Annotated in this window: 12 protein-coding genes and 4 pseudogenes; 9 read left to right on the top strand and 7 right to left on the bottom strand. The window is 66.5% G+C overall.

Translation table 11 applies throughout. The annotated features are described in order from the left end of the window. Position 1: 1 nt before the first annotated feature. A complete protein-coding gene (locus H9L12_RS01960; protein WP_187543119.1) occupies positions 2 to 1,012 on the top strand; it encodes a glycosyltransferase family 4 protein in 1,011 nt (336 codons plus the stop codon). Here the strand turns inward: H9L12_RS01960 and H9L12_RS01955 are convergent. Further along, positions 1,009 to 2,790 (bottom strand): ABC-F family ATP-binding cassette domain-containing protein, encoded by a 1,782-nt coding sequence (locus H9L12_RS01955; protein ID WP_187542402.1) that lies wholly within the window; start codon positions 2,788 to 2,790, stop codon positions 1,009 to 1,011. The two genes, H9L12_RS01960 and H9L12_RS01955, sit on opposite strands and share 4 nt — an antisense overlap. A 119-nt stretch (positions 2,791 to 2,909) precedes the next feature. Here H9L12_RS01955 and H9L12_RS01950 point away from each other — a divergent pair, with 119 nt between their 5' ends. From H9L12_RS01950 to H9L12_RS01930, 6 genes and pseudogenes are all read left to right on the top strand, one after another. Further along, on the top strand, positions 2,910 to 3,230 hold the full coding sequence (locus tag H9L12_RS01950) for a hypothetical protein (RefSeq protein ID WP_246450504.1): 321 nt from the start codon (positions 2,910 to 2,912) through the stop codon (positions 3,228 to 3,230). A 94-nt stretch (positions 3,231 to 3,324) separates the two neighbouring features. Then, entirely contained in the window at positions 3,325 to 3,990 is a 666-nt protein-coding gene (locus H9L12_RS01945; protein ID WP_187542401.1) for a response regulator transcription factor, read from the top strand. Positions 3,991 to 4,067: 77 nt separating this feature from the next. Then, positions 4,068 to 5,377: pseudogene (locus H9L12_RS01940) on the top strand (sensor histidine kinase). A 74-nt stretch (positions 5,378 to 5,451) separates the two neighbouring features. Further along, positions 5,452 to 5,997 (top strand): annotated as a pseudogene (locus tag H9L12_RS13315) (M13 family peptidase); the annotation flags it as partial. Positions 5,998 to 6,038: 41 nt separating this feature from the next. Further along, positions 6,039 to 7,543, top strand: a pseudogene (locus tag H9L12_RS13310) (M13 family metallopeptidase). Between the two features lie 60 nt (positions 7,544 to 7,603). Then, positions 7,604 to 8,616: pseudogene (locus H9L12_RS01930) on the top strand (polyprenyl synthetase family protein). A 3-nt stretch (positions 8,617 to 8,619) separates the two neighbouring features. Here H9L12_RS01930 and H9L12_RS01925 read toward each other — a convergent pair. The 6 genes from H9L12_RS01925 to H9L12_RS13300 all read right to left on the bottom strand — a co-directional run bounded on the left by H9L12_RS01925 (position 8,620) and on the right by H9L12_RS13300 (position 12,079). Beyond that, complete coding sequence (locus H9L12_RS01925) at positions 8,620 to 9,588, bottom strand: hypothetical protein (RefSeq protein ID WP_187542400.1); 969 nt, start codon at positions 9,586 to 9,588, stop codon at positions 8,620 to 8,622. Beyond that, positions 9,585 to 9,926 (bottom strand): PadR family transcriptional regulator, encoded by a 342-nt coding sequence (locus tag H9L12_RS01920; protein ID WP_187542399.1) that lies wholly within the window; start codon positions 9,924 to 9,926, stop codon positions 9,585 to 9,587. The genes H9L12_RS01925 and H9L12_RS01920 overlap by 4 nt, the downstream gene beginning before the upstream one ends. 143 nt (positions 9,927 to 10,069) lie before the next feature. Beyond that, a complete protein-coding gene (locus H9L12_RS13855; protein ID WP_281399792.1) occupies positions 10,070 to 10,195 on the bottom strand; it encodes a hypothetical protein in 126 nt (41 codons plus the stop codon). Then, the gene (locus H9L12_RS01915) at positions 10,192 to 10,665 is read right to left on the bottom strand and encodes a hypothetical protein (RefSeq protein WP_223177141.1); all 474 of its coding nucleotides are present in this window, start codon (positions 10,663 to 10,665) and stop codon (positions 10,192 to 10,194) included. The genes H9L12_RS13855 and H9L12_RS01915 overlap by 4 nt, the downstream gene beginning before the upstream one ends. Positions 10,666 to 10,746: 81 nt before the next feature. After that, positions 10,747 to 11,532 (bottom strand): EAL domain-containing protein, encoded by a 786-nt coding sequence (locus H9L12_RS01910; RefSeq protein ID WP_187542398.1) that lies wholly within the window; start codon positions 11,530 to 11,532, stop codon positions 10,747 to 10,749. 136 nt (positions 11,533 to 11,668) lie between these two features. Continuing rightward, positions 11,669 to 12,079 (bottom strand): FxDxF family PEP-CTERM protein, encoded by a 411-nt coding sequence (locus H9L12_RS13300; protein ID WP_246450764.1) that lies wholly within the window; start codon positions 12,077 to 12,079, stop codon positions 11,669 to 11,671. A gap of 657 nt (positions 12,080 to 12,736) precedes the next feature. Between H9L12_RS13300 and H9L12_RS01900 the strand changes: the two genes are divergently transcribed. Together H9L12_RS01900 and hrpB are read left to right on the top strand one after the other, a co-directional pair. Next, positions 12,737 to 13,519, top strand: coding sequence for an N-acyl amino acid synthase FeeM domain-containing protein (locus H9L12_RS01900; protein WP_187542397.1), 783 nt, complete (start codon positions 12,737 to 12,739; stop codon positions 13,517 to 13,519). 33 nt (positions 13,520 to 13,552) lie between these two features. After that, positions 13,553 to 16,003 carry an ATP-dependent helicase HrpB gene (gene hrpB, locus H9L12_RS01895; RefSeq protein ID WP_187542396.1) on the top strand — a complete coding sequence of 817 codons (2,451 nt, stop codon included), beginning with the start codon at positions 13,553 to 13,555 and terminating at the stop codon, positions 16,001 to 16,003. Positions 16,004 to 16,023 lie beyond the last annotated feature (20 nt).

Here is a 16,023-nt window from a genome sequence, read left to right as displayed (position 1 = left end):
GATGCGCGTCGCGATGCTGTCGTCGATCAGCTGGCGAACACCTCCGCGGGCCTATGGGCCGTGGGAATTGGTCACCAGCCTGCTTACCGAAGCGCTGGTCGCGCGCGGCGTCGATGTCACCCTGTTCGCCACGCTGGACTCACTGACGAGCGGCAAGCTCGATGGCGTCGCGCCGCATGGATATTCGGAAGGCGCCGGTCTCGACGCCAAGGTGTGGGAAACGCTGCACTTCGGCCACCTGTTCGAGCGGGCGGGCGAGTTCGACCTGATCCATAACCAGGCCGACTTTCCACCGCTGGCCTTCTCGCGGCTGATCGGCACGCCGATGGTGACGACCATCCACGGCTTCGGCTCGGAGCGCATCCTGCCGGTCTATGAGGAGTATGACGGCGACGTTGCCTATGTCGCGATCAGCGATGCCGACCGCGCGCCGTCCCTGTCCTACGCCGCGACGATCCACCACGGCATCCCGGTCGACGATTTTCCCTTCGACCCGAACGGCAGCGACGATTTGTTGTTCTTCGGCCGGATCCACGCCGACAAGGGCGCGGGAGAAGCGATCCGTGCAGCGCAGGCATCCGGCCGCCGCCTCATCCTGTGCGGGCTGGTCCAGGACGAGGCCTATCACCAGCGCGAGGTGGCACCCTTCATCGATGGAGACCGGGTCGTCTATCGCGGCGTCGTCGGCGGTCGCGAGCGGCTCGAGACGCTTGGGCACGCCCGCGGGCTGCTGCACCTGATCGGATTTGACGAGCCGTTCGGCCTGTCGGTCGTCGAGGCCATGGCGTGCGGCACGCCGGTGATCGCCTACCGGCGCGGATCGATGCCGGAACTGATCGATGACGGGGTCACCGGATTCCTGGTGGACACGCCGGACGAGGCGGTCGCGGCCATCGCAAGGCTCGACCAGATCGACCGTCGGGCGTGCCGCGCCGCGGTCGAACGCCGCTTCACCGTCGACCGGATGGCGGACGATTACCTCGCCCTTTATCGGCGCCTGCTCGGCCGCTAGCGCCCCAGCGCTTCGGACAGCTCGACGACTTCCAGCCAGCGTTCCTCGGCCGCTTCCTTTTCGGCGCGCTTGGCATCGGCGGTCGCGGTCAGTTCGTCGAACGACTTGCGATCGCGAGCGTAGAGGTCGGGATCGGCGAGGCGCTGCTCGATGTCGGCGATCTCGGTCTCCAGCCGATCCACCTCGCCGGGCAGCCGATCGAGATCGCGCTGGTCCTTGTAGCTGAGTTTCCGCGCGGGCGCCGCGGCGGCGGGTGCGGACGGCTTCACCGGGGCGGCCTTTGACGGTGCCCGAACCTCGCGCCGCCGCCGCGCCCAGTCCTCGTAGCCGCCGGCGACGATATCGACCTTGCCCGACCCGTCGAGGCCGAGCGTGACGGTCACCGTCTTGTCGAGAAAGTCGCGGTCATGGCTGACGATCAGCACGGTGCCCTCGTAATCGGCGATGACTTCCTGAAGCAGGTCGAGCGTTTCAAGGTCGAGGTCGTTGGTCGGCTCGTCCAGCACAAGCAGGTTGGACTCGCGCGCGAACTCCCGCGCCAGCAGCAGCCGCGACCGCTCCCCGCCCGACAATGACGCGACCGGCGCCTCGGTCAGTTCCGGCGCGAACAGGAATTCCTTCAAATAGCCCTTGATGTGCTTCTTGACGCCGCGCACCTCGATCCAGTCGCCGCCGTCGGCCAGCACGTCGCGTACCCGCTTGGTCGGTTCCATCAGCCGCCGCTGCTGGTCGATGACGATCCCTTCCAGCGACTTGGCCTGGACGACCTTGCCGCTGTCCGGCGCCAGTTCGCCGGTGAGCAGTTTCAGCAGCGTCGTCTTGCCGGTACCATTGGCGCCGACCAACCCGATGCGGTCGCCGCGCTGGATGCGCAGCGTGAAGTCGCGGATGATCGGGCGGTCGCCGAACGACTTGGACACATGCTCCGCATCGATCACCGTCTTGGTCTTCACGTCGTCCTTGGCGAGACCGAGCTTGGCCGAGCCGGCCGGTCCGATCATCGCCGCGCGCTGGGCCCGCATCTCGTTGAGCTTGGCGAGGCGGCCCTGGTTGCGGCGGCGGCGGGCGGTCACCCCGCGTTGGAGCCAGTGGAGTTCGATCGCCAGCTTCGCGTCGAGCTTTTCGGCGGCGCGCTGCTCCTCCTCGTAGACCTTCTCGGTCCAGGCATCGAAGCCGCCGAAACCGATTTCCGCGCGGCGCATCGTGCCGCGGTCGAGCCACAGGCAGCTCTTGGTGAGGCGCGCCAGGAAGGTCCGGTCGTGGCTGATGACCACGAATGCGCCCTTGAAGCGACCGAGCCATTCTTCCAGCCAGTCGATCGCGCCGAGATCCAGGTGATTGGTCGGCTCGTCGAGCAGCAGCACGTCGGGATCCTGCGCAAGCGCGCGGACGATCGCCGCCCGCCGACGCTCGCCGCCGCTGGCGGTCGCGGTGTCGCGTCCAAGATCGATCCCGATCTGGTCGGCGATGGCCGCTGCCTCGTGGGCCTGCGGCGCGCCCTCCCCGGCCAGCACCCAATCCTCCAGCGTCGCGAAGCCGGTCATCGGCGGGTCCTGTTCCAACAGGACGACGCGGGTGCCCGGAACGGTCTTGCGAATTCCCTCGTCGGTGTCGATCTGGCCCGCGAGGCACTTGAGCAGCGTCGTCTTGCCGGCCCCGTTACGGCCGATCAGCGCCAGCCGGTCGCGCGGGCCGATATGAACGTCGATGCCGCGAAAGAGCCAGCCTTCCCCTTGGACGAGGCCGAGATTTTCGAAGCTGAGCACGGGCGGCGGCATGGGGGCGCCCTAGCCGCCCGTGAAGCGCCCACGCAAGCGGGGCTTGCACCCGGCTGACCGCGCCATTCATAAGTCATTCAATGGCTTGTCCGTAAGACCGGCCAAAGAAAGATTTCGCCATGAGCCAGTATCGTAAACTCCTCCTCGCCCTGATGGGCACCGCCGCGGCTTTTGCCGCCGTTCCTGCCGCTGCGCAGCATGCGCCGCGCGACCAGGATCGCGCCTATTCCGCCACCCAGCATGGCCGGTCGATGCCGCTGCCGATGATCGAGCGGCGGGTGATGCCGCACATGGGCGGCGCGGACTATCTGGGCCCTGAATTCAACGGCGACACCTATCGCCTGAAATTCATGCGCGACGGCCGGGTGATCTGGGTCGATGTCGATGCCCAGTCGGGCCGCATCGTCGGCAAGTCCGACCGGTCCGGCCGCCGCCGCTGATCGTCGCATTCCGGCCACGGGTCGTTGTGCCCTCGCAACCTTCTCCGCTAGAGGCGGTTAGAAGCGGCAGGTTTCCAATGCGAGGGCAGAATAAATGCGCGTCTTGATCGTCGAGGACGAACCCAATCTCGGTCGGCAATTGCGCTCGACCCTGGAGGGCGCCGGTTACGCGGTCGACCTCGCCACCGATGGCGAGGACGGCCATTACCTCGGTTCCACCGAAAGCTATGACGCGGTCGTGCTCGACCTCGGCCTGCCCGAGGTCGACGGCCTGACCGTGCTCGATCGCTGGCGCAAGGAAGGCCGCCGGATGCCGGTACTCGTCCTGACCGCGCGCGATAGCTGGTCGGACAAGGTCGCCGGCCTCGACGCCGGGGCCGACGACTATCTGGCCAAGCCGTTCCAGACCGAGGAGCTGATCGCCCGCCTTCGCGCCCTGATCCGCCGCGCGTCGGGCAATGCCTCGTCCGAACTGATCGCCGGCGACATCCGCCTCGACACCCGTTCGGGCAAGGTCAGCAAAGGCGGCGAGCCGGTCAAGCTGACCGCGCAGGAATATAAGCTGCTGAGCTACCTGATGCACCACAAGGGCAAGGTGGTCAGCCGCACCGAGCTGATCGAACATATCTACGACCAGGACTTCGACCGCGATTCGAACACAATCGAAGTATTCGTGACCCGCATCCGCAAGAAGCTGGGCGCCGACACCATCACCACCATTCGCGGCCTCGGTTACAGCCTTGAGGATCCGACCGCTTGAATGATGCCGCCCCCCTGGAGGCGGCGGAGACAGGTCCGGCCCGCAAGCCCGCGCGAGGCGGAGCGCTGACGCGGCGCATGATCGGCGTGGCGGCGCTGTGGATCGGCGTGCTGCTCCTGGTCGGCGGGTTTGCGCTCGACCGGGTGCTGTCGCGGTCGGTGGTCGACAATTTCGACGCCCAGCTCAATTACGTGCTCAACGCGATGATCGCGGCATCGGAGATTGGGCCGGAAGGCGAAGTCCGGTTCACCCGCCCGCCCGCCGACCAGCGCTTTTTGGAGCCATATTCCGGCGTTTATTTCCAGGTGTCCGGCAAAGGCGCGGAAAGCTTCCCGTCGCGGTCTTTGTGGGACAGGCGGCTGAAGGTTGTCAGCAACCACAACGACAAGCAGCTCCACAAATACAACAGCCTGGAATTCCCGGGCGAGCCGCTGCGCGTGCTGGAGCGCGACGTCATCCTGCCGGGATCGGCGGTGGTCTGGCGTTTCCAGGTCGCGCAGTCGCGCGAATCCATCGACAGCCAGCTGCGGTCATTGCGCGAAACGCTGACGTGGAGCTTCACCCTTCTCGGGTCGGCCTGTTGGTGCTCGCCGCGCTGCAGACCCTCTACGGGCTGTGGCCGCTGCGCCGGGTGCGGCAGGAGGTCGCGGCCATCCGCTCCGGCGCCCAGACGCGCATCACGGAGCAGTTTCCGACCGAAATCCGGCCGCTGGTCGATGAGATCAACGAGCTGCTGGCGCACAGCGAGGCCCAGGCAGAAGAGGCGCGGCGCCATGCCGGCAACCTTGCCCATGCGCTGAAGACTCCGCTGACCGTCATCACCAACGCGGCGACGGCCCACGACCCCGATCTCGACAACACCGTCATTCGCGAGGCGTCGGTCATGCGCCGGCAAGTCGACCACCACCTCGCCCGCGCCCGCGCCATTGGCCGCCGCGCCTCGGCGCAGGCCCGGGCGCTGGTGTGGGACAGCGCGCAGGCGGTGCAGCGGGCCGTCGACCGGCTGTATGAGGACGCGACCATCGACATCGCCGGTGACCGCACTGCGCAGGTCCGGGTCGAGCGGCAGGACCTCGACGAAATGCTCGGCAACCTGGTCGAGAATGCCGCCAAATATGGGGGTGGGCGGGTCTTCGTCACCGTCGAGAAGCCGGACAACGGCAAGGTCGCGATCCTGGTCGAGGACGATGGGCCGGGCATTCCGGCCGAGCGGCGCGCCGACCTGTTCGTCCGCGGCACCCGGCTCGATACGACGGGCAAGCCCGGGACCGGCCTGGGATTAGCCATCGTTCGCGACGTCGCGGAAATCTACGGCGGCACCGTGACGCTGGACGAAAGCGAGGACCTGGGCGGCCTCCTCGTGACGCTCAGCCTGCCGGTCGCCTGACGCCCCGTCGAAAGCCTCTTGCCCGGTCGCGGGCTCCGCTTAAGGTCGCGCTCAAATCGAGCCGGGGAGTTTCCATGCGTTTTCATGCCCTTTTGCTGGCCGCGTCCAGCCTGACTCTTGCCGCCTGTGCCACGGTCAACGACGACGCCGGGCCGACGCCTGTCGCGGGAGCCGCATCCGATGCTGTGACCGCGGTCGCGACGGCGGCGCCCGCGCCGAAATTCCGCCCCTGGGGCGTCGATCTCACCGCCGCCGACCCGAGCGTGAAGCCCGGCGACGATTTCTGGTCTTACGTAAACGGCGGTTGGGCAAAACGCACCGAAATCGCCGCCGACCGGACGTTCGTCGGAATTGATTCCGTTCTCAACGACCAGATCGACCGCGACGTCCGCTCGATCATCGAGGACCAGGCCGCCAACCCCGGCGCACCGGGCAGCATCAGCCAGAAGGTCGGCGATTTTTACGCGAGCTTCATGGACCAGGCCACGATCGAGGCGAAGGGCGCCGCGCCGCTCAAGCCGTATCTGCAGCAAGTCGCGGCGGTGCGGACTCGTGCCCAGCTTGCCACCCTGTTCGGCAGCAGCGGCTTCACCTCGCCGATCGGCGCGTTCATTCAGCCGGATTCGGCCGACCCGACCCGCAATACGGTCTACATCACCCAATCCGGGCTCGGCCTGCCGGCCGTGATTATTACCTGCTGCAGGATGAAAAATACGTCGCGATCCGCAAGGCCTATCGCGACTATATCGTCACCGTCCAGAAGCTGGCCGGCATTACCGACGCCGAGGCCAAGGCCGACCGGATCATCAAGCTGGAAACGCAGATCGCCCGGGTTCACTGGGCCCCGGAGCGTGCCCGCGACACCAAGGCGACCACCAACCCGATGACCCGGGCGCAGCTCAAATCCTTCGCGCCGCAGCTCGATTGGGACGCCTTCCTTGCCGCGCAGGGCCTTGGCGCGCAGCAGGGCTTCATCGTCCAGGAAAAGAGCGCCATCGCCGAGGAGGCGAAGCTGGTCGCCAGCCAGCCGGTCGAGTTGTGGAAGGATTATGTCGCGTTCCACTTCGTGAGCAACGCCGCGAACTTCCTGCCGAAGGCATTCGAGGACGCCTATTTCAACTTCTATGCGAAGACTCTTCGCGGCCAGGCGGTCCAGCGCGACCGGTGGAAGCGCGGTGTCAGCTTCGTCAACGGCGCGCTCGGCGAGGCGGTCGGGCAGATCTACGTCGAGCGTCACTACCCGCCCGAAAGCGACCGGCAGATGGGCGAACTGATCGCCAACGTCCGTGCCGCGCTCAAGGAAAAGATCGACAACAACGGCTGGATGGACGCCGCCACCAAGGCGGAGGCGCAGGCCAAGCTTGCAAGCTTCGACCCGCGCACCGGCCATCCGGTTAAATATATCAACTACACCAACCTCAAGGTCGATCGCGGCGACCTGCTCGGCAACGTCATCCGTTCCGGCAAGTTCGAGGAAGAGCGGCAGGTCGCCATGCTGCCCAAGCCGGTCGATCGGACGTTGTGGGGAATGCTGCCGCAAACCAACAACGCCTATTACGATCCGTCGACCAACCAGATCACCTTCCCCGCTGCCATCCTGCAGCCACCCTATTTCGATCCCAACGCCGACCCGGCTGCCAATTACGGCAGCATCGGCGCGACGATCGGTCACGAGATCGGCCATGGCTTCGACGACCAAGGGCGACTGTACGACGCCACCGGCCTGCTTCGCGACTGGTGGACCCCGGCCAGCGCCAAGGCCTATGAAACGCGCACCGCGGCGCTGGTGAAGCAATATAATCAGTACGAGCCGCTGCCGGGCATGCGGATCAAGGGGAGCTCACCCTTGGCGAGAACATCGGCGATCTCGGCGGGCTCGAAGTCGCCTATGCCGCCTATCGCCGCTACGTCGCGGAACATGGGGAACCGCCGGTGATCGGCGGGCTCACCGGCGACCAGCGCTTCTTCATCGCCTATGGCTACAGCTGGCAATCGAAATTCCGCGAAGGGACGCTGCGGTCGCAGTTGCTGACCGACCCGCACTCGCCTTCGAAATATCGGGTCAACGGCGTCGTCCGCAACATGGACGAATGGTATCGCGCCTTCAATGTCCAGCCCGGCGACGCCATGTACCTGCCGCCGGAGCAGCGCATCCGCATCTGGTAGCAAGCGCGGCGAGCCCGCCCAACTTGCCCTTCGTCGCTGGCCTGCCTAGGGCAGCGGGCGATGACCGCGACGATCCATTCGCTGGGCGACAGGCGTGCGCCCTCGCTCGACCCGATGATTGCCCTGACGGCCGGCGACATGAATGCGGTGAACGCCGTCATCCTCGACCGGATGCAGTCGAAAGTGGCGCTGATACCCGAGCTTGCCGGGCACCTGATCGCCGGCGGCGGGAAGCGGATGCGGCCGATGCTGACGCTGGCGAGCGCCGCCCTGCTCGACTATCCGGGCAATCGCCATCACAAGCTCGCCGCGGCGGTCGAATTTATCCACACTGCCACGCTGCTTCATGACGATGTCGTCGACCTGAGCGAGATGCGCCGCGGCAAGCGCGCCGCCAACCTGATCTGGGGCAATCCGGCAAGCGTGCTGGTCGGCGATTTCCTGTTCAGCCGAGCCTTTGAACTGATGGTCGAGGATGGCAGCCTCAAGGTGCTGCGGATCCTCAGCAACGCGTCGGCGGTGATTGCCGAGGGCGAAGTCGACCAGCTCACCGCCCAGCGCCAGGTCGGCACCAGCGAGGAGCATTACCTGCATATCATCGGCGCGAAAACGGCGGCGCTGTTCGCCGCCGCGTGCCGGATCGCGCCCGTGGTGGCGGAGGCCGGCGAGCAGGCGGAAGAAGCGCTCGACAGCTTCGGGCGCAACCTCGGCGTCGCTTTCCAGCTGGTCGACGACGCGATCGATTACGCCAGCGACGAGGCGACGATGGGCAAGGGGCGCGGCGACGATTTCCGCGACGGCAAAGTGACTCTGCCGGTGATCCTTGCGAACGCACGGGGCAGCGATGCCGACCGCGCCTTCTGGAAAGCGGCGATGCAGGGGAGCGGTCGGGGGACGACGACCTTGCCCACGCCACCCGCCTGATCAACGAGACCGGGGCGCTGGCCGACACGATGGAACGCGCCCGCCTTTACGGCCGCCGCGCCGTCGATGCCCTGGCGCCGTTCCACAACGGACGGGCCAAGGCAGCGATGGTCGAGGCGGTCGAGTTCGCGGTGTCCCGCGCCTACTGACGCCTAGAGCGACAGCATTCGGGCGTCGCCCCTGCCCTCGCCGGTGAACAGGGGCCGCACCAGCTTCCATGAAGCCACCAGCGCCGTGATCGCCAGGATGATCACGGTGGCGGCGATGCCGATCTTGAGGCTGAAGTTCAGGCTGCTTTCGACACGGGCGGCCTGGGCGGGGTCGCCGCCCACCACCGTCGCCCACTGTCCCGCACGATGGACGATGATGGCCAGCACGATCGCCGCGACACTCGTTCCGATGTCCATGATGCCGCGAAGCGCGCGCCAGTTGGGGCGGCGCCACGACACCAGGCTGTAGGCCAGCCGGGCGATGAGCAGGGCCAGGATCGGCAAGTAGAGCGTGGTCCAGATCGGCGCGGCCTCGATTCGAAAGCCGTTGGGACCGCCTAGTTCGGGTGTGGCGAGGATGCCGATCCACCACAGGATGAAGAGCGAGCTGGCGCTGACCTCGAATACCGATTCCGCGGTGCTTGGCTGGTCGACGGCGGGTTCGGGCAGTTCCTCCGGCTTCCACGCCAGGAAGTGCCGGTCCATTCCGCCGAACCGGTCGATCAGGACAAAGGCCAGCGTCACCGCGCCGACCGAGCAAAGCACCGCCCACCACAACGCGCCGAGCAGCTTGGCGATGATCTGTCCGGCGTCGCCGCCGAAGCTGGCCAGCTTGAACAATGTGATCGCGCCCACCGCGAGCACCACGATGCCGACCACTTTTTGCAGGAAGTGGCGATAGAAGGGGTAGAGTTCCGGCCCGATCAGATACTGGTCGCCGCGATAATGGGCAGCGACCTTGAGCGGATGACCGTGATCCCTGAGCAGGGCCGGCCAGTCGACCGCGCCGTCGCGCTCCCGCTCCTCTGCGCGCTCGAGCAGGACGTCGCGAAGCTCGGCGATGATGTCGTCGGCCCCGCCCGGCGGCAGGTTGCGGCGCACCGCGTTCAGATAGTTGTCGAGCATCGTCATGAACGGCCTCCCGATGAAAGTCTGGTGATCGAGTTGGAAATGCCGTCCCATTCGTCGCGAAGCTGGGCGAGCATCGTTTCGCCTTCCGGGGACAGCCGGTAATATCGCTTGTTGCGCTTGGCATCCTCGCGCCACTCGCTCTTGAGCAAGCCCTGGGATTCAAGGCGGCGAAGCAGCGGGTAAAGCGCGCCTTCGTCGATCGGCAGCCCCGCTTCCTCCAGGTCGGAGCGAAGCGTGTAGCCATAGCGTTCGGTTCGCAGCGACAGCAGCACCGCCATCACCAGCGCGCCGCGCCGAAGCTCAACCCTTAGCTTGTCGAAAGTGGCCTCATCACCCATGCGTCACATCCTGTGTCGTGCACACTGTTTATCACTCGGTATGTGAAATGCAAGATATCGGATGACCTTGAAATCTGGGCGTTTTTTGAATGGGCGCGGCGGGACGGGCGGCGAATCACCGCCCATCACGGCGCAATACTGGTCTAGCCGATAGGGATCATGACATGGGCGTAGGGCGTCCCACCGAACATGACATACGGCTTCGACGTGTCCGGATCCTCGCCGCCGGGATAGATCCGGTTGAGCGACTCGGCGCCGACCACCATCACGTGCGGACCGGTCTTGACCCAGTCCTTCCCTTCCGGCGGCTTCTGCCCGTAGGGGTCGGTATTGCTGGCATCGGTTCCCCCGACAGCATGTACATCAGCCCGACATTGTCCTTCGGCGGGTCCTTGTGGCCGATCCACGCTTCCGCCCATTTCATGGCGTTGGCGTCCATGCACATCGGGTCGGGCCCGGGCGTCGCCGGGTTGTCGGGCATGCACGACCAGCCGTTCTTACCCTGGCGCAGCACCTTCATCGTTCCGTCCGGCTGCGGCGCCATGACCGCGGCTTCGGCGGAGATCGAGGCGGGTGCGGCGGCCAGCGCACTTTGCACGGGGTCAGCCGGTGTTGCCGCGGGCTTCGCGGCGGCGGCCGAGTCGCCATCGTTGGCGGCAATGGCGGCTTGCTTGCTGCAAGCGCCCAGCGCGACGATCGAAACGGAAACCAACGGGATCATCAGGCCACGATTCATCATGGTGCCCTCCATCGGTAGAGGGCGGCACAACTACCACGAAATGGCAGTGAATTCGCGCGGAATCCGTCGAAAGGGGGTTGGTCAGCCGACGCGGCGGCGACGCTCCGCAAGGCCGCGGTTGAACAGCGGCGGGAAGGCGCTGAGCTTGCCGAGCGCAGGCCGCCCGATGAAATAGCCCTGCGCCAGCCGGACACCGAGCCCGCGAAGCATGTTCAGTTCGCCTTCGGTTTCGATGCCCTCGGCGATCAGCTTCATGCCCAGCCGGTTACTGAGGCCAAGCATGGCTTCGACGATGGCCTGCTTCGGGCGATTGCTGTCGATTCCGCGTACCAGGTACATGTCGAGCTTCACGACATCGGTCTGGATACTGGCGAGCAGGCCCAGGCCCGACTGGCCGACGCCGAAGTCGTCGATCGCGGTCGTCAGGCCCAGTTCGCGGTAGGTGGCGATGATGCTGCGCAGGTGGTCGACGTTGGTCTTCTGATGCTCGGTGAATTCGAACATAAGCCGGTCGACCGGGAAGCCCGCCTGACGCGCGGTCCGCAACGTCAGCTGGATGTCGGCATAGGGCGAGTCGACAGCCGTCGGCATGAAATTGATCGACAGCTTGGCCCGGGTTTCAAGGATTCCGGCCGCCACTGCGTCGTTGATCGCGGTCACCCGGCAGGCTTGGTCGAAGGCATGGCGATTGTCGTCGTTGATCCACGACAGTACCTCCCCGGCCGACTGGCCCTGAGAGCCGCGAACCAGTGCTTCGTAGGCGAAGACGTCCCCGGACACGATATCGACGATCGGCTGGAAGGCCGCGCGGATCGGGAACTCGGTCTGGCCGGCGAAGCCGGACTTGGTGATTACGGACGCCTGCATGACGTCCTTGCTACACGCGAAGCCTTAACAGGCTGTTTTCAAGGACGACATTCTGACCGGCCGCCGGGTCGCAGGCACGAAAAAAGGAGGCGGCCCGAAGACCGCCTCCTCCATCGATAGCAGGTGTCAGCCTGGCTTAGGCCAGCTGCGCCTGGAAGGCCGGACGGCGGCGGCGGAGGCCGAAGCCGATCGCGCCAAAGCCGAGGAGCATCATCGCCCACGTGCCCGGTTCTGGAACCGCGCCTGGGGTGAACGAAGCCTGGCCACCGTACGAGCCAAGACCACGCGAGATGCCGTTGATCTCGATCGTGTTGAGCTGGAACGCGTAGATCGGAACGTTGGTCAGAGCATAGGTCTCGACCGAGCCGCAGCCGCCAACGCCCGGCGTATTGCACGGCGTTACACCGTCCTGCAGGCGGTAGGACGCCGTCGCGGCGAAACCGTTCACCAGGACCGAAATAAAGTCCGTGTCGGTCGCGCCCTCGAAGAGAGCGTTGATGTCGATGCTGGTGGTGACCGAGCCGCTACCGGTGCCGTCTTCGCCCAGCGTGAAGGTGTAGAAATCTTGGAACGTTCCGAGCGGAATGCCGGTATGCCCAAGGTCGCCACAACCGGCCCTGTGCCCAGATACGGGTTCGGAGAAGCTGAGAAAAAGGCGAAGCCGTTGGGACCGACATAAGTCGTGTTCACCGGGACGGTGATGGTCGTATCGGCCGCCGAGGCCGGAGCGGCCAAGACCACTGCTGAGAGTGCGGCCAGACCTGTCATAAACGCGCGCATAAAAGTGCCTCCCGTTAATTCCACCTGTTATCGATTCGTTAATCTTACGGATAAACTTGGAAATTACCAGTCCGTTCCATTGTATATCGCCCCGCGCCTGTCCTGATTCGAGACAAATCCCTTAATCTGGATCAACGTAGAGAGAGCTTGCGGCGTGATTGTTCCTGCAGGCATCGCGCACAGTCGCTTCCGATGCACCGTTCGTCGCTTACCCTTTCACGACCTCTAAACTTTTGCCGCGTAAGCCTTCAGTCTGGATTGTAAGGATTTTCGACACTCTGGGTGGGGCACAATCGTGAAATCGGAATTGGCGGCTCGGCGCTTCCGTCGGCGCTCACCAGTCAGCAACAGGCACCGCGCGATCGGCGGATCGAGCCTGCACACGTTCGCGCTTCCGAAACAGCCAGGCGACGAAGATGCGTCGATGACCATCCGACTCGCGGACTGCGATGGCCACCGCAACCGCGCCAATATGCTGCTGAGCCGCATGTATTCCTGGCGCGGCTACGGCAACACCATTCGCCTGCCGGCCGACCCGAACTGCATCACCTTTACCGCGACTGACCGCGATGACGTCATCGGCACGCTGACGCTGGGCATCGATTCGCCTGCGGGCCTCGCGATCGACCAGACCTTCAAGGACGAGGTCGACACGTTCCGCCGGGCCCCCGGGGCGAAGCTTTGCGAACTCACCAAGTTCGCGTTCGATACGTCCAGCCCGGCGCGCCCGCGCCTCGCCGCGCTGTTCCACCTCATCTTCATCTACGGGTCGATGCATTACGGTTGCACCGACCTGCTGATCGAGATCAATCCGCGCCATCGGCGCTTTTACGAGGTGATGCTGGGCTTCCGCCGGGTCGGGGAGGTTCGCACCAACACCGCGGTCAACGCGCCGTCGCAGCTGATGTGGATCAACGTCGCCGACATTCGCCGCTATATCGACAAATACACCGCGGAAGGCGTGACCGACGGCCGTTCGCTTTACCCGCACTTTTTCTCCCAGCGTGAGGAGCAGGGCATCTACAACCGCCTTGCCGGCCTGGCCGAAGAAGGCCGTTCGCCGGAGGCGATCCTCTCGATGAGCCTTCGTGACCGCGTCCGCATGCTCCGCGCGCTCGGCCAGGAAATCGGCGCGTCGATGTCGCGGCTATTGGGTCGGCCGCTGCCCCAGCCGACCGCCATCGCCGGCCCGACCCCCGCGCTCTAGCCAGCGCCGCCGCCGCCTGCCATCGGGCGGACGATGCCGACCGCCGCCTTACCCGTCGACTCCGTCCTGCCGGCTTTGTGCGCCGCGCTTCGCGACGGCACACGCGCGCTGCTGGTCGCACCGCCCGGCGCCGGCAAGACGACCCGGATCGCGCCGGCCTTGCTGGGCGAGCCCTGGTGTGACGGTGAAATCCTGCTGCTGGTTCCGCGTCGCCTCGCCGCTCGCGCTGCCGCCGACTTCATGGCGCGCGAGCGCGGCGAGGAAACGGGCGCGACCATCGGCCTGCTGACCCGCCTGGAGCGCAAGACCGGCAAGGCGACACGGATTGTCGTCATGACCCACGGTGTCTTTCTCGCCCGGGTCCAGGCCGACCCTGAACTCGCCGGGGTGGCGGCGGTGCTGTTCGACGAAGTTCATGAACGCGGCCTCGACAATGACCTCGGCCTGGCGCTGGCGCTCGACGCCGCGGCTGGCCTGCGTCCGGACCTTCGCATCGTCGCGATGTCGGCGACGCTCGATGCCGAACGCTTCGCGGCGCTGCTGGGCGACGCCCCGCGCATCGAAAGCGAGGGCAAGGCCTATCCGTTGACCCTGATTCACGAAGGCCGGGACGCGGGTCAACGGATCGAACCGCAGATCGCGGCTTCGATCCGTCGGGCACTCTTGGCCCACCCCGGCTCGCTGCTCGCCTTCCTGCCCGGCGTTGCCGAGATCGAGCGCACCGCCGATGCGCTCGGCGATCTCCCGGCCGACGTCGTCCTTCATCGCCTCCACGGCGGCATCGAACCCGCCGCACAGCGAGCGGCCCTTGCACCCGCCGCGCCCGGAACACGCAAGCTTGTCCTCGCCAGCGCCATTGCCGAGACCAGTGTTACCGTCGACGGCGTCCGGATCGTGATCGACAGCGGCCTCGCCCGCCGTCCGCGCTACGACCGTGACGCAGGCCTGACCCGGCTGGTCACCGAACGCGCCAGCCGCGCGGCCGTCACCCAGCGCGCCGGCCGCGCGGCGCGTCAGGGTCCGGGCATCGCCATCCGGCTGTGGGAAGAGGCAGCCACCGCATCCTTGCCCGCCCATGACCCGCCGGAAATCCTCGAGGCCGACCTTTCGAGCCTGTTGTTAACCTCGCTGTTGTGGGGCGAGGCGGATCCGCGACGCCTGCCCTTCATCGATTCCCCACCCCTTGCCGCCCTCGACGAGGCCCGCGCGCGCCTGACGCGGTTGGGCGCCCTGGACGGGGCCGGTCGATTGACGGCGCACGGGCGGGAGATCGCCTCATGGCCGCTCGAGCCGCGTCTTGCCCATATGATGGTCGAAGCGGGCGACCGCGGCTTCGCGTCGGCCGCCGCCGACGTCGCCGCTCTGCTCGGCGAGCGCGGACTTGGCGGGAATGACGCTGACCTGGAACTTCGTCGGCGCCGCTGGTCGGGCGATCGCGGACCGCGCGCCGTTGCTGCCCGCCGCATGGCCGACGGCTGGGCGCGACGGGCAGGTGGCGGCGATAAGTGCGCTGCCCACGCGCTGGCCCAAGCCGTCGCCCTCGCCTTCCCGGACCGGCTCGCCCGGCGCCGCGATTCCAGCGGCGAGCATTGGCAGTCGGTCGGCGGGCGCGGTTTCCGTCTCGATCCGGCCAGTCCGCTGGCGAGCAGCGAATGGCTGGCCGTCGCCGAAGTGGCAGGCGCGGCCTCGGGCGCACGCATCGTCTCCGCCGCGACGATCGACTGGAGCGACATTGAAACGCTGTTCGGCGACGAGATCGAAGCATTCAGCGAGGTCCGCTTCGACCCCGCCACCTCGGCGATGTCGGCGACCCGTGGACGACGCCTGGGTTCAATCCGGTTGTCATCCGCGCCCGACCCCAGGCCGGACCAGGCAGCGATCGAACAGGGCATGGTCGATGCCGTGCGCCGTCACGGACTCGGGCTACTGCCCTGGACCGACAGCGCTTCCGCCCTTCGTGACCGCGCCGCTTTCGCCCGCCGCTTCGACGACAGCATTCCTGACCTGTCGGACGCCGGCCTGCTCGATCGGCTGGACGAATGGCTTCCGCCGTTGATCGCCGGCAAACGCCGCTTTGACGCCATCACGCCCGGCGAGCATCGGTCGGCGCTTGACGGACTGCTCGGCTACGAGGCGGGACGGCTCATCGATCGCCTGGCCCCGACCCACTTCCGAACGCCCGCCGATTCCAGTCATCCGATCGATTACGCTGCGACCGGCGGGCCGATCGTCGAGGTCCGCGCCCAGGCCCTGTTCGGCCTTCGCGACCACCCGACGGTCGGCGGCGGCCGCGCCCCCCTGACCATCGCCATCACCAGCCCGGCCCACCGCCCGATCCAGACCACCAAGGACCTGCCCGCCTTCTGGGCCGGGTCGTGGCGCGACGTTGCCAAGGAAATGCGCGGCCGATATCCACGCCATCCCTGGCCCGATGATCCCGCGTCCGCGCCACCGACGCTGCGCACCAAGCGCGCCTCCTCTTGATTCCGCTGCACGGTTGAGCC

It is taken from the genome of Sphingomonas rhizophila, assembly GCF_014396585.1.
Classification (GTDB): domain Bacteria; phylum Pseudomonadota; class Alphaproteobacteria; order Sphingomonadales; family Sphingomonadaceae; genus Sphingomicrobium; species Sphingomicrobium rhizophilum.
The sequence above is the reverse complement of the archived record's forward strand: the minus strand, read 5'-3'. Positions and strand labels throughout refer to the sequence as shown.

Excerpts from the sequence above, each read along its gene's own strand:
- H9L12_RS01955 (WP_187542402.1), bottom strand. The coding sequence starts at position 2,790 with ATGCCGCCGCCCGTGCTCAGCTTCGAAAATCTCGGCCTCGTCCAAGGG.
- H9L12_RS01915 (WP_223177141.1), bottom strand. The coding sequence starts at position 10,665 with ATGATGAATCGTGGCCTGATGATCCCGTTGGTTTCCGTTTCGATCGTC.
- hrpB (WP_187542396.1), top strand. The coding sequence starts at position 13,553 with ATGCCGACCGCCGCCTTACCCGTCGACTCCGTCCTGCCGGCTTTGTGC.
- H9L12_RS01910 (WP_187542398.1), bottom strand. The coding sequence starts at position 11,532 with ATGCAGGCGTCCGTAATCACCAAGTCCGGCTTCGCCGGCCAGACCGAG.
- H9L12_RS01950 (WP_246450504.1), top strand. The coding sequence starts at position 2,910 with ATGAGCCAGTATCGTAAACTCCTCCTCGCCCTGATGGGCACCGCCGCG.
- H9L12_RS01945 (WP_187542401.1), top strand. The coding sequence starts at position 3,325 with ATGCGCGTCTTGATCGTCGAGGACGAACCCAATCTCGGTCGGCAATTG.
- H9L12_RS01960 (WP_187543119.1), top strand. The coding sequence starts at position 2 with ATGCGCGTCGCGATGCTGTCGTCGATCAGCTGGCGAACACCTCCGCGG.
- H9L12_RS01920 (WP_187542399.1), bottom strand. The coding sequence starts at position 9,926 with ATGGGTGATGAGGCCACTTTCGACAAGCTAAGGGTTGAGCTTCGGCGC.
- H9L12_RS01900 (WP_187542397.1), top strand. The coding sequence starts at position 12,737 with ATGACCATCCGACTCGCGGACTGCGATGGCCACCGCAACCGCGCCAAT.
- H9L12_RS01925 (WP_187542400.1), bottom strand. The coding sequence starts at position 9,588 with ATGACGATGCTCGACAACTATCTGAACGCGGTGCGCCGCAACCTGCCG.